The following is a 16,043-nucleotide window of genomic DNA, read 5'->3' on the forward strand; positions in this document are numbered from 1 at the left end:
TCGGTGATTTCTCGCGATAGAGAGGCCAGCACAGCGAAACTGGAGGTCAGAGTGCCTGTTGTTCGAAGTGTCATGGCAGGGCTGCTCGCGGCGGCGACGTTCGCGAGCGGCGGCGTGGTCAGTGGAACAGCCGCGGCCGAGGGCCCGACACCGCCCGTTGTCGACGGGGTCGTGCGGGACAACGTGGACAACACCCACAGCCCCCGGATGACCGCCGAGTTGACCGCGCAGGGTGTCGGGACGCCGCGCGCCGCCGCCGCCGACGTCCAGGGGATCGACGTCGCCCGTCACCAGCATCCGGGTGGGGCCGCGATCGACTGGGGGCAGGTCGCCGGCGCCGGGTACCGGTTCGTGGGGATCAAGGCCTCGGAGGGGGACTACTACACGAACCCGCACCACGCCGGGGACCAGACCGGGGCCAGCGGCGCTGGGCTGTACACCTTCTCCTACCACTTCGCGATTCCGAACGTGACCGGTGGCGCGGCCCAGGCCGACTTCCTGCTCGACCGCGCCAACTACCGGCAGGACGGGCGCACCCTGCCCCCGGCCCTGGACGTCGAGGCCAACCCGTACGTCGACGACGACGGCACCGACCACTGCTACGGCCTCACCCCGGCCCAGATGGTGACCTGGATCCGCGACTTCGTCGACCAGGTGAAGCGGCGCACCGGCACCGACGCCATCATCTACACCGCCGCCAGCTGGTGGCGGGACTGCACCGGCGGCAGCGCCGCGTTCGCCAGCCACCCACTCTGGGTCGCCTCCTACGCCCCCACCCCGACGATGCCCGCCGGCTGGCCGGACTACACGCTCTGGCAGTACACCGCCACCGGCACGGTCCCCGGCATCGACGCGAACACCGACCTCAACTACGTCCGGGGCGGCGAGGCCACGCTGGACGCGCTCGCCACGCAGGCCTCCGCGCCGGCCGGCTACACCGCCGTGGACCCGGTGCGGGTGCTCAACACCCGGTCCGGCGCGCCGGTCGGGCCGCGCGGGTCGGTGGTGCTCGACCTGTCGTCGCGGCTGCCGGCGGGCGCCACGGCGGCGGTGCTCAACGTCACCGGGGTCACCACCACCTCCCCGACCTTCGTCACCGTGTGGCCCGACGGGGCGCCCCGGCCGACGGTGTCCAACCTCAACCTGGCGGCCGGCGAGATCCGGTCCAACCTGGTGACCGTGCAGGTCGGCGCGGACCGGATCGTGCGGCTGTACAACAACACCGGCAGCACCCACCTGCTGGCCGACCTCGCCGGCTGGTACGCCCCCGACGCCACCGGGCTGCACACCCCGCTCGCGCCGAGGCGCGTGCTCGACACCCGCGCCGGCGCGCCGGTCGGGCAGGGCGCCACGCACACGCTGGACCTGTCGGCGGCCGTGCCGGCGGACGCGACGGCGGTGACGCTGACGCTGACCGGCGTGTCCGCCTCGCGCTCCACGTATGTCACGGCCTGGCCGACGGGTGCGCCCCGGCCGGACGTGTCGGCGTTGAACGTGCGGGGCGCCGACCCGACGCCGAACCTGGTCACCGTCAAGCTCGGCGCCGACCGGTCGGTCAATCTCTACAACAACTCCGGCACGGTGCATCTGCTCGCCGACCTCGCCGGGTACTACGCGCCCGGTGGCGGCGCGCGGTTCGTCGCGGTCGTCCCGCGTCGGCTGCTTGACACCCGTTCGGCGGCCGTGACCTGGGTTCCGGCCACCGGTGGCGGCAGCGCGGTGTCGCTGCCCACCTACGGCCAGGACGGCACGGCGGGCGCGGTTCTCAACGTCACCGGCGTCGCGCCGACCGTCGGCACCTACGTCACCGTCTTCCCGAGGACGGCGGCGGCGCCGGTGCGGCCCGGCTCGTCCAACCTGAACCTGGTGGCCGGCCAGACGTCGTCGAACCTGGTGTCGACGGCTGTCGGGACCGGCTCGCAGGTGTGGCTCTACAACGGTTTCGGCACGATCGACCTGGTCGCCGACCTGGCCGGCTACTTCGTGACGGTCTAGCCGGCCAGCGGTAGGCGCACCTCGAACCGGCAGCCGGGCCCGTGGTTGCGGGCGCCGATCCGGCCGTGGTGCGCCTCCACCAGGCCTTTGGCGATCGCCAGGCCGAGCCCGCCGCCGACCTGGTCGTCGTCGGTGCGGCTGGGGGTGCGGGCGGCCGAGCCCCGGAACGCGACGTCGAAGACCCTGGTCAGCTCGCCGTCGGGGATGCCGCCGCAGGCGTCGTCGACGGCGAGCACGGCGTGTCGGCCCTCGACGCCGAGCTGGACGGCGACCGTGCCCTCCGGCGGGGTGTGCCGGATCGCGTTGGACACCAGGTTGCGCACGACGCGGGCGAGTTCGGGGTCGCTGCCGAGCACGACCGGCGCGTGCGCGGCGTCGGCGAGGACCCGCACGCGTTTGCGGGTGGCCAGCGGAGTCTGGGCGGCGAGCACGTCGCCGACCACCTCGCGCAGCGCCACCTGCGACATCGTCAGCGCCAGGGTGCCGGCGGTGATCCGGGACAGCTCGAACAGGTCGTCGACCATGTCCGAGAGCCGCCGGGTCTCGCCGCCGATGCGGTGCGCGTAGCCGGCGACCTCGCCGGGTTCGGCCACCACGCGGTCGGCGAGCGCTTCGGCCATGGCGCGGATGCCGGCCAGTGGGGTGCGCAGGTCGTGGCTGATCCACGCCACCAGCTCGCGCCGGGACGCCTCGGCGGCCCGTTCGCGTTCCCGCGCCTCGCGTTCCCACACGCTGCGCCGGGCGATGGCCCGGCCGAGCATCAGCGCCACCGGCAGGGTCACCGCGACCACCAGCAGGCACACCAGCGCGACGGTGGTGAACGTCGCGGTGAACATGAACCCGCTGACTCCCAGCACGCCGGTCAGCATCGCGATCACCGGTACCAGCCCGAGCACGGTCATCGTCAGCGCCAGCGAGCCGCGCCGCACCCGGTAGAGCAGCGCGGCGCCGAGCGCGACGACCGGCGCCACCAGCGCGAGCGCCACCGGCAGGATGTGCAGGGCGTGGGTGAGCAGGTCGCCGAAGGACTCGCCAGGGTCGATCAGCTGGCTAGGACGCGGGGTCATACCGGTACCCCAGTCCCCACACGGTCACGATCCGGACCGGTTTCGCCGGCACCGGCTCGACCTTCTCCCGCAGTCGTCTCACGTGGACGGTCACTGTGGACTGGTCGCCGAAGTCCCAGCCCCACACCCGTTCCAGCAGTTGCTCGCGGTCGAACGCCTCGCCGGGGTTGGCCAGCAGGAAGGCCAGCAGGTCGAACTCGCGGGTGGTCAGCGCGAGCCCGGTGCCGCGCAGCGTGGCGGCCCGCGCGGACAGGTCCAGGACCAGGTCGCCGTCGGCGAGGACCCTGCTGGGCGGCGGCGGGGGCGGGGTGGCCGCGCGGCGAAGGACCGAGCCCACCCGCAGGGTGAGTTCCTTGGGGCTGAACGGTTTGGTGACGTAGTCGTCGGCGCCCAGGCTCAGCCCGGCGATCCGGTCCTCCTCCTCACCGAGCGCGGTCAGCATGATCACCGGGACCGTGCTGGTGGCCCGCAGCCGCCGGCACACCTCCAGGCCGTCGATGCCCGGCAACATCAGGTCCAGCACCACCAGGTCCGGGGAGTTCCCGGCGACCCAGGCCAGCGCGTCCTCGCCGTTGTCGGCCAGCGCCACCCGGTGCCCGGCCTGTTCCAGGTAGCGGCGCACGACGTCACGCACGGTCAGGTCGTCGTCCACGACCAGGACGGCGGTCACGCCGGCCAGACGACGTCGTCGAGGAAGTCCTCGACGGCGGTCGCGACCCGCCCGAGGATCTCGGCCGAGCGGGCCAGCCGCCCGGGAACGTACATGCCGTGGTCGGCGCCCTCGACCTCCAGGACGTGCGGGGTGATCTCCCGGGCGAGGGCACCGTCCCAGACCGGGTCGGCGGTGCCGCCGACGAGCAGCACCGGCGCGCTGGCCCGGCGCAGCGCCGTCGCGGCCGGGGCGATGGTCAGCAGCGGGGTCAGCCACACCGCCGGCAGCCCGCGCGCGGCGGCCACCCCCGCGCCGAGACTGCCCAGCGACTTGCCGATCAGCAGGTCCCCGGCCGGGACCTGCTCGGCGACCCACCGCTCCGCGCGCTCCAGCGGCAGGGCGGCCGGGTCGTAGGGCGGGTCCCAGGTGACGTGGTGCGGCGTGGCGCCCCTGGCCTCGGCGGCGTCGGCGGCGTACATCAGCAACGGCGCGTGCGGCCCGAACCTGCCCCCGGGCAACACGACGGCGACACGACTCATGCCGGTCACAGTACGGTCCGGGTCCACCAGCCGGAGCGGACGCCGGCGGCCCGGCGACCAGCGCACGGCGGCGTCCTCGTGCCGGCCCGCTGGTCACCGGGCCGGACGCCGAGGATCTGACGATTCGGTGACGTGGTCGTCCTGGCGGGCGTCCCACGGCTCCCGTCGCCCTAGCGTCGGGAGCATGCGAGTGCTGATCACGGGCGCGGCAGGCTTCGTCGGCTCCCACGTCGCCGACCTGCTCACCGAACACGGCCACGAGACCGTCCAGCTGGACAACCTGTTGCCGAAGGCCCACGGGCCACAGGGCACGGACCGGTCGGTGGTCGTCGGTGACGTCCGGGACGCGGAGCTGGTCGCGCGGCTGCTGCGGGGCGTGGACGTCGTCTGCCACCAGGCCGCGGTCGTCGGCCACGGACTCGACCCGTCCGACATCCCGGAATACGTGCTGCACAACGACTACGGCACGGCCGTGCTCCTCACCGAGATGTACCGCGCCGGCGTGGCGAACCTGGTCCTCGCCTCCTCCATGGTCGTCTACGGCGAGGGCCGCTACCGGTGCCCCGAACACGGCCCGGTCCGGCCGCCCGCCCGCACCGCCGGCGACCTCGACCGTGGTCGTTACGAACCGCCCTGCCCCACCTGCGGCGGCGACCTCACCCCCGCCCTCGTCGGCGAGGACGCCCCGATCGACCCGAGAAGCACCTATGCCGCGACGAAGGCCGCCCAGGAACATCTCGCGTCGGCCTGGGCCCGGCAGACCGGCGGCGCGGTCTGGGCGCTGCGGTACCACAACGTCTACGGCCCTCGGATGCCCCGCGACACGCCCTATGCCGGCGTGGCGTCGCTGTTCCGCTCGTCCCTGCACCGGGGCGAGCCGCCCACCGTCCTTGAGGACGGCCACCAACTCCGGGACTTCGTCCACGTCACCGACGTCGCCCTGGCCAACGTGCTGGCCGCCGGGACCCCCGCCCGCCAGGGCGCCCTGACCCCGGTCAACGTCTGCTCCGGCGATCCGCGCACCGTGCTCGACCTGGCCACCGAGCTGTCCAGGGCCTGCGCGGGCCCCGCCCCCGAGGTCGTCGGCGGCGCCCGCCCCGGCGACGTGCGGCACGTGGTCGCCGATCCCGCCAGGGCCCGCGAACTCCTCGGCTTCCGCGCCGCGACGCCGTTCGCCCAGGGGGTGGCCGAGTTCGCCGACGCCCCGCTCCGCGCCCCGGTGGCCGGTTGAGGGGGCACTCATCCAGTCACCAGTTCGTCAGCAGGAGGTGGTTGACCGCCAGTGCCGTCGCGGCCTGGGCCGCCAGCCACCACCGCCACGACGCCCTGGGCAGCAGCGCGGCGGCGACCACCAGCCACACCGCGAACGGTAGCCAGATCCGTTCGGTTTCGGCCTTGGACAGGCCGGAGAGGTCGGCGGCCACCACCGCGAGCGCCGCGGCGGCGACCAGTGCGACGACCGGGTCGGGACGCGGGGTCAGAAACCGGGGGGCGGCGCGGCGCAGCCCGGCGGCGGCGGCCGGGCCGACCACCAGCGCCAGGCACGCCAGGTTCGCCCACACCCAGTACCAGTACGGGCGGACCGCACCGATCCCCTCGTAGTACCGGCGCACGACCAACTCGTAGCCCTCCGGCCACCAGAACCCGGCGAGGGCGAACACCGCGGCGACCGCCAGCGCGGCCGGCACGGCGTGGGCCAGCGCCCGCCAGCACCGCGTCACCCACACGACGGCCAGGGCGACCGGGGCCATCAGCACCAGGCCGTAGGACAGGAACACCGACCAGCCGAGCACCGCGCCGCCGGCTGCGCACAGCGGCATCACTCCCCTGGCAGCGCCGAGGGCCACCAGCATCACCCCGACCGCGGCGACGCCGGCGAACATCGCGTCGGCCGAGACCCCCAGCCACACCGCGCCCGGCAGCAGGCACACGAACGGCACCGCCGCGCGGGCGAGGTCGGCGCGGCCGAGCGCGGCGACGGTGACCGGCACGGCCACCGCGACCAGCGCGGCGACCGCGACGCACACCAGGGCCGCGGCGGTGGGGCCACCGAGCCCGATCCGGTCGAGCCAGACGAACGTCAGGGTGGCGCCCGGCGGGTGCCCGGAGACGTGTGTCGTCCACGAGTCCGGTTGCTGGGACAGGATTCTGGTGGTGAACGTACGCAGCATGGTGGGGATGTCGGTGATCCCGGGGACCTCGTACAGGTACTCGTCGCGGGTCGCCAGCCGGTGCACCACGCCCTGGCGCCAGCCGTCGACCAGCGCCAGCGCGAGGATCCAGGCCAGCGAGGTCAGGTAGGCGGTGGCCAGCAGGACGCGCCAGCGCAGCCGTCGCGCCAGTGTGGGACCCCACGCGACCACGGCGACCGCGAGCAGGACCGCGAGCGGCGTGCCCGGCCCGAGGTGCGGCGCGAGGTGCGCGAGGACCGGGTACTCGCCGAAACGCGGTGAGGCGTTGGGGAACTGGGCGCCGCCGTAGAGCCGGGCGTCGGTGAGCATGCCCACGGCGAGGGCGACGGCCACGAGCACCCAGGCCGCGGTGCCGGCGATCAGGTCGGCGCGCGCGCCGGTGCGCGCGGGCGGGCGGTGTCGGGTCGGGACAGTGGGCACGGCGGCCAACGGTAGGCCCGGCGGGGTGCTCGGGCCGGGCGGTACCGGCATCCGTCAGCACTCCGTAAGAACTTCGGCGACGTCATATTTTGGTAAGCGTCACAAGGGTTTCCGACCTTCCTGGGTGGGCCTAGCTTCTGCTGGCATGGACCAAGTTGACGTGGTGCTGCCGTGCCTGGACGAAGCGGCTGCCCTGCCCGGCGTGCTCGCCGCGATGCCGCCGGGCTACCGCCCGATCGTGGTGGACAACGGATCGACCGACGGGTCGCCGGAGGTGGCCGCCGCGCACGGCGCGACCGTCGTCCTGGAGCCGAGGCCGGGCTACGGCTCCGCTGTCCACACAGGACTGCTCAACGCCGGGTCGGAGATCGTGTGCTTCCTCGACGCCGACGGCTCGCTGGACCCCGCCGACCTCGTCGGCCTCGTGTCGGCGGTGGCCGGCGGGGCGCGGCTCGCGCTGGGTCGGCGGGTCCCGGTCGCCCGGGGGGCGTGGCCGTGGCACGCACGGCTGGGCAACCGGCTGCTGGCCTCGCTGGTGCGCCGGCGGGGACTTCCGGTGACCGACCTCGCGCCCGCCAGGGCGGTGCGCCGGGAGGACCTGCTCGACCTCGGGGTGACCGACCGCGCGTTCGGCTACCCGCTGGAGCTGCTGCTGCGGGCGGCCGACGCGCGCTGGCCGGTGGCGGAGCTGGACGTGGCCTACCGTCCGCGCACGGCCGGAACCCGCTCGAAGGTGTCCGGTTCACCGCTCGGCACCGCGCGGGCGGTGCGGGACATGGCGACGGTGCTGCGGGCGCGTGACCGGGCCCGCGAGGGGGTGTCGTCGTGAGTGAGGTGTGTCTGCTGGTGGTGGCGAAGGCGCCGGTCGCCGGCCTGGCGAAGACCCGGCTGGCCCGCGCGGTCGGCGACCGGTTGGCCGCCCGGCTGGCGGCGGCGGCGCTGTTGGACACGCTGGCTGCGGTACGGACGGTTCCCGGCGTGGTCCCGGTCGTGGCGTTGACCGGCGAGCTGGCGGCGGCGGAGCGGTCCGCCGAGCTGGCCGGGGAGCTGGCGGCGTGCACGGTGATCGACCAGCGCGGCGACGGCTTCGCCGAGCGGCTGGTGAACGCGCACGCCGAGGTCGGCGAGCGCTTTCCCGGGCTGGCGGTGCTCCAGATCGGCATGGACACCCCGCAGGTCAGCCAGCGGGTGCTGGCCTCGGCGGTGGTGCGGCTGGTCGCTGACGGCACGGACGCGGTGCTCGGGCCGGCCAGCGACGGCGGGTGGTGGGGTCTTGGCCTGCGCTCCCCCGCCGAGGCCGCCGCGTTGCGTTCGGTGCCGATGTCCCGGTCCGACACCGGGTCGCGGACGCTGCTCGCGCTGCGCGACAACGGGTTGCGAGTGGACCTGCTGCCCGTGTTGTCCGATGTGGACACCATGGTGGACGCGGTCAGGGTGGCGGCGATCGCACCGGGGACGCGCTTCGCGCGGGAGCTGGCGGCGGTGGCCGGGTGATCACCACCGACGCGTTCGCGCCGGGTCTGCTCGGCCAGCCCTGCTGGTTGGAGCGCAGCGACGGCGAGCGGATCGCCCTGCCGACCGACCGCTGGCGGGCCGCCCCGGAGTCCGGGGAGGAACTGCTGCTGCGGCACTGCACCGGACCGACGCTGGACGTCGGCTGTGGCCCGGGACGGATGGTGGCCGCCCTGTGCGCGCGCGGCGTGCCGGCGCTGGGCACCGACGTGTCCCCGGTGGCGGTGCGGCTGGCGGTCGCGGCCGGCGCACCGGCGGTGCGGCGGGACGTGTTCGACCGGCTGCCCGGCGAGGGCTGGTGGCACCACGTCCTGCTCGTCGACGGCAACATCGGCATCGGCGGCAACCCGGTCAGGCTGCTGGGCCGCGTCCGGGAACTGTTGCGCGCCGGCGGAAGCGCCCTGATCGAGGTGGACCCGCCCGGCGGCGGTGTGCGGCACGGCCGGGTGCGGGTGGCCACGGCGGCGACCGGCGGCGCCTGGTTCGACTGGGCGTGGCTGGCGGCGGACGCGGTGGCCGGTGTCGCCGGTGCGGCCGGCCTGTCGACCGGCTGGGTCCGCGAGGCCGGCGGCCGGTGGTTCGCGCAGGTACGGGCATGACGGGCAGGAAATTGCGGCCGCCCGCCGAGCGGGACTTCCGCGGTGCGGCGCACGACCAGCGGGTGACCGCGAGGATCGGGCTGTGGCTGGGGATCGCGTTCGGGATCTGTTTTCTCACCGGCCTGCTCAGCCAGCTCGCGCGCGCCGGGTCGGGCTGGCCGACCTCGCCGGTCGACCTCTACCGGGTCACCCAGGGCGCGCACGTGGTGGCCGGGGTCGCGGCGATTCCGTTGCTGCTGGCCAAGCTGTGGAGCGTCTACCCGAAGCTGTTCGCGCGACCGCTGGTGCGGTCCCTGCCCCACGCGATCGAGCGCGGGTCGATCCTGGTGCTGTCCGGGGCGGCGTTGTTCGAGGTCGTGACCGGACTGTTCAACGTGGCGCAGAACTACGTGTGGGGGTTCGGCTTCCCGGCCGCGCACCACGTGGCCGGGTGGCTGGCGATCGGCTCGGTGCTGGTGCATGTCGCGGTGAAGCTGCCGGTGATCCGGCGCGGGCTCACCCGAGGTGACGGCGGGGAGCGGTCCGCGCCGCCCGGCGGGATCCTCACCCGGCGGGGGTTCCTGCGGGGCACGGGGCTGGCGACCGGGGTCGCGGTGGTCGCCACCGCCGGCGCCGCGGTTCCGTTGCTGCGCCCGGTGTCGCCGCTGTCGTGGCGCTCGGACCGGGGGCCGCAGGGGGTGCCGGTCAACCGCACGGCGCGGGCGGCCGGGGTACGCGCGGTCGACGACTCGTGGCGGCTCACGGTGGTGACCCCGGGCGGCACCCGGGCGTTCTCCCTGGCCGAGCTGCGCGCGCTGCCGCAGACCAGCGCGTCGTTGCCGATCGCGTGTGTGGAGGGGTGGAACCAGTCGGCGTCCTGGACGGGGGTGCCGGTGGCCGACCTGCTGCGGCTGGCCGGCGGCGCGCCGGGGTCGCCGGTGCGGGTGCGGTCGCTGGAACGGCGGGGCGCGTACCGGTCGAGCCTGCTGCCCGGCGCGCACGCCGCCGACCCGGCAACGCTGCTGGCGCTGCGGCTGGGTGACGAGCCACTGGCACTGGACCACGGGTACCCGTGCCGGCTGATCGCGCCCAGCCGGCCGGGGGTGACGCAGACCAAGTGGGTCACGCGACTGGAGGTGGAGCCGCGGTGAGGGCCGTGTTCGCGCTCGCCGGCGTGGCGGCGCTCGCGTGGGGCGGGTGGCTGGCGCTGGAGTTCGCCCTCGGCGCCCGGAACTGGGCGCAGGTCCTGGTGTGGTTGGTCGGCGCCCCGCTGGTGCACGACCTGGTGGTGGCGCCGGCGGTCGGGCTCACCGGGCTGGCGGTGGCGCGGGTGGTGCCGGTGGCGTGGCGGGCGCCGGTCGCGCTGGGGGCGGCGCTGAGCGGGCTGCTCGCCCTGCTCGCCGTGCCGTTGCTGTGGCGTCCGTTCGGCGTGGCGACCAACCCCGGGCTGCATGACCGGGACTACGTCACCGGGTTGGCCGTCGCGCTGGGCGTGGTGTGGCTGGGGGTCGCCGTCGCCGGTCTGACAGCCGGTGTGACGGCCGGCCTGACCGGACGGGGTCGTCGGGAACAGTGAGCCGACGGCTCCCAAAAGGGCACCGCACGCGGGCGAGCGAGGGGTGATCCGTCCGCGTGCGGTGCCGTCGTGCAGAGCCCGCGAGGAGCTCTTTCCGGCCCGGGGGCATCGAGCCGGGGTTGGTCTCGGCCCCTTCCTGGGGCCGAGCGTTCCAGGGGTCAGGTGGTTGACATGCTAATCATTCAGTTTCAACCTCCTGTCCGGCAAGAGTCGCGTCAACTGTGCGCGAACCGTTGCTCAACTCGAGCGTGACCTTGTCGTCAGGGGCGTGTGAGCGGACCGCGGCGACCAGGGCGTCGGAGGTGTCGATCCGCCGGTCGTCGAGCTTGGTGACGACGTCACCCTGCTTGAGACCGGCCTTGGCGCCCGGCCCGTCCGGGCTGACCTCGACGATCAGCGCGCCGCCCTCCTCGTTGTCCCGGACGGTCACGCCGAGCACGGTCTGGGTGGCCTTGCCGGTGTCGACGATCTCGTCGGCGGTGCGTCGGGCCTGGTCGATGGGGATGGCGAAGCCGATGCCGACCGAGCCGCTCTGGGTGGGGCTGTAGATGGCCGAGTTGATGCCCACGACCTGCCCCTGCATGTTCACCAGCGGCCCGCCGGAGTTGCCGGGGTTGATGGCCGCGTCGGTCTGGATGGCGTCCATCACCGAGGCCTGCGAGCCGTCCTCGCCGCCGGCCCTGGTCGGGCGGTGCAGCGCGCTGACGATGCCGGAGGTGACCGTGCCGGACAGCTCGAACGGCGACCCGAAGGCCACCACGCCCTCGCCGACCCGCAGGTCGTCGGAGCGGCCGAGGTCGACCACCGGCAGGCCGGTGCGGTCGGCCCGCACGACGGCGACGTCCGAGGTCGGGTCGCGCCCGACGATGTCGGCCGAGGCGGTGCTGCCGTCGTGGAACACGGCGACGATCTCGCCGCCGCGCGCGGCGGCCTCCACGACGTGGTTGTTGGTGACGATCAGCCCGTCGGAGCTGATCACGAAGCCGGAGCCCTCCCCTGCCGAGGTCTGGCCACGCACCTTCAACTGCACCACGCTCGGCGACACCTTCTGCGCCACCGCTTCGATCGAGCCCGCCGGCGCGGCCGAGGTCTGCTCGGTCGGCGGCGGGGTGTCCAGGGAGTTCTGCACGGGTCCGCCGGAGGTGTTGTTCTCGGCGACGAGGTAGCCGCCGACCGCGCCCGCGCCGCCCCCGACCAGCAGCGCGAGCGCGGTGAGCCCGACGACCAGCCCGTTGGTCCGGCGTCCCGGTCGCGCCCCGGGCGGGGTGGGGGCGGCCGAGGGCGGGCTGTAGGTGTGGGTGCCGCCCTGGGTGAAGGCGGTGCCGTAGAGGACGCGCTCGCCCTGGGCGGGGAACCCGCGCGGCGGGGTGTCCTCGCCGGACCCGGCGAACGATCCGGCCGACGATCCGGCCGACGATCCGGCCGGCTGCTGGCCGTACGAGCCGGGTCTGGCGTACGGGGAGGTGCCCGGGGAGCCGTAGGGCGAGGCGCCGTAGGGCGAGGAGCCGGAAACCGGCCCGGCGGGCGGGGTGGTCGAACCCGTGGCGGGTTCACCGGCCGGCGGGCCGGCGGAGGGCGGGGTGGCCGGGTCGGCGGAGGGCGGGGTGCCGTAGGGCGACGAGCCGGGAGCCGGTTCGCCGCCGGCGGGCGACGCGCCGTAGGGCGCGGCGGGCGGGGCCGGGTCGGCGGGCGGGGTCGGGGCGCTGGGCGGACGGGCGTAGGGCGACGTCGAGGACGGCTCGCCGGAGGGCGGGGTCCCCGGGGCTGCGGTGGGCTGGTCACCAGGGGTGGAGCCGGTCCGGTCGGCCGGCGGGCCGTCGTCCGGCCGGCGCGTCGGCTCCTCGGGGGTGGTGTCCCGGTTGTCCTCGGTCATGTCATCACCTTGCGTGCTCGTCCTGAGAGCGGCCTGAGACCAACCTATGGGGACCTGGTGAGTTCAGCCCGTCGAAGGTGCCCCGGGCAGCCGGATCGCCATCAGCGCGCCGCCGTCGGCCGAGCGCCCCGCGTACACCGCCCCGCCGTGCCGCTCGACCGCGCTCTTCACGATCGCCAGGCCCAGCCCGGAGCCGGGCAGCGTGCGCGCCTCGTCCGAGCGGTAGAAGCGGTTGAACACGTACGGCAGGTCGCTGTCCTTGATCCCCGGCCCGGCATCGGCGACCTGCAGGAACGCGTACCCGTGCCCGGCCGGGCGCAGGTCGACCCGCACGGTCCCGCCCGGCGGGCTGAACTTCACGGCGTTGTCCAGCAGGTTGAGCACGGCCCGTTCCAGGGCGGCGGGGTCGCCGAGCAGGAACCACGGTCGCAGGTCGACCTCGAAGTGCACGTCGCCGGCGCGGCGGCGGGCGCGGTCGAGGGCCTGTTCGGTGAGCTCGACCATGTCGACGCTTTCCCGGACCTGCCCCGGGCCGTCCTCGCGCGCCAGTTCGACCAGGTCGCCGATGAGCTGGGTCAGCTCGTCGAGCTGGGCGCGCAGGTCGGCGTGGATCTCCGATCTGTCCACTTCGGACAGAGTGGGGGCGTCCGGGCGCTCGGCCGACAGCAGCAGCTCCAGGTTCGTGCGCAGCGAGGTCAGCGGCGTGCGCAGCTCGTGGCCGGCGTCGGCCACCAGCTGCCGCTGGCGGTCCTGCGCGTCGGACACCGCCGCCAGCATCACGTTGAAACTGTGCGAGAGCCTGGCCAGCTCGTCGTCGCCGTCGACCTGGATCGGGCGCAGGTCACCCGTTCTGGCCACCCGCTCGGTCGCCCTGGTCAGCCGCTGGACCGGGCTCAGCCCGGTGCGCGCCACGGCCGTGCCGGCCAGCGCCGCCACCACCACCCCGGCACCACCGATCAGCAGCAGCACCAACGCCAGGTCGGCCAGCTGCTGTTTGGTCGGCTTGAGCGACTGGGCCAGCACCAGCGCCTGCCCGTCCCCGTAGCGCACCGACAGCACCCGGGTGTCGGTGCGCAGGTCGGTGCGGATCTCGCCGTTGTCCTGGCCCCGGGCCACGCCCACCTCGGTGCCGCCGATCGGCGGCAGGTCCTCCTCCGGGAACAGCGCCCGGCCGTTGGCGTCGATCACCGCGAACTGCACGTCGCTGAGCTGCAGGAACGCCGCCGGGAAGCTGCCGCTGGGGGTGTTGGCGATGACGTCGGACTTGACCGTCTCGGTGGCCTTGCGGATCAGCGCGTTGTCGATCTGGGCGTAGAGGTTCTCCTTGACCGTCAGGTAGGCACCGAGCGACACCAGGGCGACCGCGCCGGCCACACAGCTCGCCACGAGCCAGGTCACCCTGGACCGCAGCGACATCCGCCGGCGGCTGACGATGGTCGCCGAACTCACGGAGGCGTCTCCCGCAGCACGTAGCCGATGCCCCGCACGGTGTGGATCAGCCGCGGCTCACCGTCGGCCTCGGTCTTGCGGCGCAGGTAGCCGATGTAGACCTCCAGCGCGTTGCCCGAGGTCGGGAAGTCGTAGCCCCACACCTCCTCCAGGATGCGGCTGCGGGTCAGCACCTGCTTGGGGTGGGCCAGCAGCAGCTCCAGCAGCGCGAACTCGGTGCGGGTGAGGCTGATCGGCCGCTCACCCCGGCGCACCTCCCGGGTTCCGGGGTCCAGTTCGAGGCCGGCGAAGGACAGCCGGTTCGCCTCCTGGCCGCCGGCCGGGTCGAAGCTGCGGCGGCGCAGCAGCGCACGCAGCCTGGCCAGCAGCTCCTCCAGGGCGAACGGCTTGGGCAGGTAGTCGTCGGCGCCGGCGTCCAGGCCGGCGACCCGGTCGGACACCGTGTCCCTGGCCGTGAGCACCAGGATCGGCAGGTCGTCGCCCGTGCCGCGCAGCCGCCGGCACACCTCCAGGCCGTCGACGCGCGGCATCATCACGTCCAGCACCATCGCGTCCGGGCGGTCGGCGGTGATCGAGTCCAGCGCCTGCGCGCCGTCGCTGGCCAGGTCCACCTGGTAACCGTTGAACTGCAGGGACCGTCGCAGCGACTCCCGAACGGCCCGGTCGTCGTCGACAACGAGGATGCGCATGCGGCCAGTGTCGCGCCCGCTGCTGAGACGCGCCTGAGAAGCCCCCGAGAATCGCGCCACAAAACCGCCGGTCAGCGGGCCCTGGGCAGCAGCCTGGTGAGGACCGGCTGGTCGGGGCCCAGGGTGATCAGCGGCTTGGGCTCGACCGGCTTGTCAGTGGTCAGCTCGAACCGGTACCGCTGCACCGCGCTCGCGATCACCAGCAGCATCTCGGTCAGCGCGAACTGGTTGCCGATGCACATGTGGTGGCCGGAGCCGAACGGGATGTAGGCGCTGCGGTCGCGGCGGGCGACCTCCTCTGGCGCGAACCGCTCCGGGCGGAAGGCGTCCGGGTCGTCCCAGAAGTCCTGGTGGCGGTGCAGGTGGTAGGGGCTGAAGAAGATGTCGGTGCCGGCGGGGACGCGGTAGCCGCCGATCTCGTCCTCCTCCACGCAGCGCCGCCAGCCCTGCCACTGCTGCGGATACATCCGCAGCGCCTCGTCGATCACCAGGCGGGTGTAGGTGAGCTTGGTGGTGTCGGCCAGGGTCGGGTCGCGGCCGTCGAGCTCGTGGTCGATCTCCTGCTGCACGCGCTGCTGGATGTCGGCGTGGCGGCCCAGGCGGTAGAAGACCCAGGTCAGGATGTTGGCGCCGGTCTCGTGGCCGGCGAAGAGCATGGTGAACACCTCGTCGCGCAGCTGGCGCTCGGACATCCGCTCGCCGGTGTCCTCGTCCTCGGTCTGGATCAGCATCGACAGCAGGTCACCGCGGTCATGGTCGTCGACCATGTGCTCGGTGATCACGTAGTCGATGATCTCCTCGACGATCGCCTGGCTGGTGTGGAAGCGGCGGTGCCCGGCGGTCGGCACCGACAGCGGCAGCAGCGGGAAGCGCATGTAGGCGGTCAGCTCGCTGTCGAGCGTCTCGATGGCGTTGGCGAACCGGTCGACGACCGGGCCCTCCTCCAGCGCGAACAGCGCCCGCGCCACCACGCGTAAGGTCAGCCGGCGCATCTCGTCGTTGATGTCGATGACCTCGCCGTCGGCCGCGGCCTGGTCCCACCAGCTGAGCCGGTCGTTGATCACGGCGACCATGTGGTCGCTCATGGACGCGACCCGCTGGTAGTGGAACGAGGGCTGCATCAGCCTGCGCTGACGACGCCACACCGGCCCGCCCTCCATGACCGACAGCCCGTTGCCGAAGATGTTGCGGGCCATCTTGTGCGCGGCGGTGCTGCGGGTGTAGTTGCCGGCCCGCTGCTGGAGGACGTGCTTGACGTGGTGCGGGTGCGACAGTGCCACGACCTTGTTGGCGGCCAACCGGAACGTGCAGATGTCCCCGTAGTCCTGGAACATGTCGCCGAGGAAGTCCAGTGGGGAGCGCTGGAAGGTCAGTGTGGTCCGGACGAAGTTCCCCGAGCCTGGCAGCGATCGGGATGTCGGCTCGTCGGTGGACACCTGGCCAGGCATGAGTAGGCCGCCCTTCCCCGAATGGCCGGCACCTCGCCGGCGCGCGTCGGGAC

General features: G+C 74.0%; 15 protein-coding genes. 7 read left to right on the forward strand and 8 right to left on the reverse strand.

What is annotated here, in order from left to right:
* The first annotated feature begins 72 nt into the window (after window positions 1-72).
* The gene (locus tag BLA60_RS14110; protein ID WP_075133286.1) at window positions 73-1,995 is read left to right on the forward strand and encodes a GH25 family lysozyme; all 1,923 of its coding nucleotides are present in this window, start codon (window positions 73-75) and stop codon (window positions 1,993-1,995) included.
* Here BLA60_RS14110 and BLA60_RS14115 read toward each other — a convergent pair.
* The 3 genes from BLA60_RS14115 to BLA60_RS14125 are packed head-to-tail and all read right to left on the reverse strand — an operon-like array spanning window position 1,992 to window position 4,253.
* Window positions 1,992-3,041 (reverse strand): sensor histidine kinase, encoded by a 1,050-nt coding sequence (locus BLA60_RS14115; RefSeq protein WP_075133404.1) that lies wholly within the window; start codon window positions 3,039-3,041, stop codon window positions 1,992-1,994. The genes BLA60_RS14110 and BLA60_RS14115 overlap by 4 nt on opposite strands.
* Before the next feature lie 4 nt (window positions 3,042-3,045).
* Window positions 3,046-3,732, reverse strand: a complete 687-nt coding sequence (locus BLA60_RS14120) for a response regulator transcription factor (RefSeq protein WP_245811972.1) — start codon at window positions 3,730-3,732, stop codon at window positions 3,046-3,048.
* Complete coding sequence (locus tag BLA60_RS14125; RefSeq protein WP_075133406.1) at window positions 3,729-4,253, reverse strand: alpha/beta hydrolase family protein; 525 nt, start codon at window positions 4,251-4,253, stop codon at window positions 3,729-3,731. The genes BLA60_RS14120 and BLA60_RS14125 overlap by 4 nt, the downstream gene beginning before the upstream one ends.
* 184 nt (window positions 4,254-4,437) lie before the next feature.
* Between BLA60_RS14125 and BLA60_RS14130 the strand changes: the two genes are divergently transcribed.
* Window positions 4,438-5,484 (forward strand): NAD-dependent epimerase/dehydratase family protein, encoded by a 1,047-nt coding sequence (locus BLA60_RS14130; protein WP_075133287.1) that lies wholly within the window; start codon window positions 4,438-4,440, stop codon window positions 5,482-5,484.
* Between the two features lie 16 nt (window positions 5,485-5,500).
* Here the strand turns inward: BLA60_RS14130 and BLA60_RS14135 are convergent, their stop codons facing one another.
* On the reverse strand, window positions 5,501-6,865 hold the full coding sequence (locus BLA60_RS14135) for a hypothetical protein (RefSeq protein WP_075133407.1): 1,365 nt from the start codon (window positions 6,863-6,865) through the stop codon (window positions 5,501-5,503).
* A gap of 145 nt (window positions 6,866-7,010) precedes the next feature.
* On the opposite strand from BLA60_RS14135, the gene BLA60_RS14140 reads away from it, so the two are divergent.
* The 5 genes from BLA60_RS14140 to BLA60_RS46210 are packed head-to-tail and all read left to right on the forward strand — an operon-like array spanning window position 7,011 to window position 10,531.
* Window positions 7,011-7,694: a glycosyltransferase family 2 protein gene (locus BLA60_RS14140; RefSeq protein WP_075133288.1), complete on the forward strand. Its 684-nt coding sequence runs from the start codon at window positions 7,011-7,013 to the stop codon at window positions 7,692-7,694.
* Complete coding sequence (locus BLA60_RS14145) at window positions 7,691-8,359, forward strand: TIGR04282 family arsenosugar biosynthesis glycosyltransferase (RefSeq protein WP_075133289.1); 669 nt, start codon at window positions 7,691-7,693, stop codon at window positions 8,357-8,359. The genes BLA60_RS14140 and BLA60_RS14145 overlap by 4 nt, the downstream gene beginning before the upstream one ends.
* On the forward strand, window positions 8,356-8,976 hold the full coding sequence (locus BLA60_RS14150) for a class I SAM-dependent methyltransferase (RefSeq protein WP_075133290.1): 621 nt from the start codon (window positions 8,356-8,358) through the stop codon (window positions 8,974-8,976). Before BLA60_RS14145 ends, BLA60_RS14150 begins: the two co-directional genes overlap by 4 nt.
* Window positions 8,973-10,106: a molybdopterin-dependent oxidoreductase gene (locus BLA60_RS14155; protein WP_075133291.1), complete on the forward strand. Its 1,134-nt coding sequence runs from the start codon at window positions 8,973-8,975 to the stop codon at window positions 10,104-10,106. Before BLA60_RS14150 ends, BLA60_RS14155 begins: the two co-directional genes overlap by 4 nt.
* A complete protein-coding gene (locus BLA60_RS46210; RefSeq protein ID WP_075133292.1) occupies window positions 10,103-10,531 on the forward strand; it encodes a hypothetical protein in 429 nt (142 codons plus the stop codon). The genes BLA60_RS14155 and BLA60_RS46210 overlap by 4 nt, the downstream gene beginning before the upstream one ends.
* A 178-nt stretch (window positions 10,532-10,709) precedes the next feature.
* Here BLA60_RS46210 and BLA60_RS14165 read toward each other — a convergent pair whose 3' ends face one another.
* The 4 genes from BLA60_RS14165 to BLA60_RS14180 form a co-directional block, all read right to left on the reverse strand.
* Window positions 10,710-12,404, reverse strand: coding sequence for a trypsin-like peptidase domain-containing protein (locus BLA60_RS14165; RefSeq protein ID WP_084734903.1), 1,695 nt, complete (start codon window positions 12,402-12,404; stop codon window positions 10,710-10,712).
* A gap of 63 nt (window positions 12,405-12,467) precedes the next feature.
* Complete coding sequence (locus tag BLA60_RS14170; RefSeq protein ID WP_075133408.1) at window positions 12,468-13,820, reverse strand: sensor histidine kinase; 1,353 nt, start codon at window positions 13,818-13,820, stop codon at window positions 12,468-12,470.
* Window positions 13,821-13,849: 29 nt separating this feature from the next.
* Complete coding sequence (locus tag BLA60_RS14175) at window positions 13,850-14,542, reverse strand: response regulator transcription factor (protein ID WP_075133293.1); 693 nt, start codon at window positions 14,540-14,542, stop codon at window positions 13,850-13,852.
* 71 nt (window positions 14,543-14,613) lie between these two features.
* The gene (locus BLA60_RS14180; RefSeq protein ID WP_075133294.1) at window positions 14,614-15,990 is read right to left on the reverse strand and encodes a cytochrome P450; all 1,377 of its coding nucleotides are present in this window, start codon (window positions 15,988-15,990) and stop codon (window positions 14,614-14,616) included.
* Window positions 15,991-16,043: the final 53 nt, after the last annotated feature.

It is taken from the genome of Actinophytocola xinjiangensis, assembly GCF_001921215.1.
GTDB lineage: Bacteria > Actinomycetota > Actinomycetes > Mycobacteriales > Pseudonocardiaceae > Actinophytocola > Actinophytocola xinjiangensis.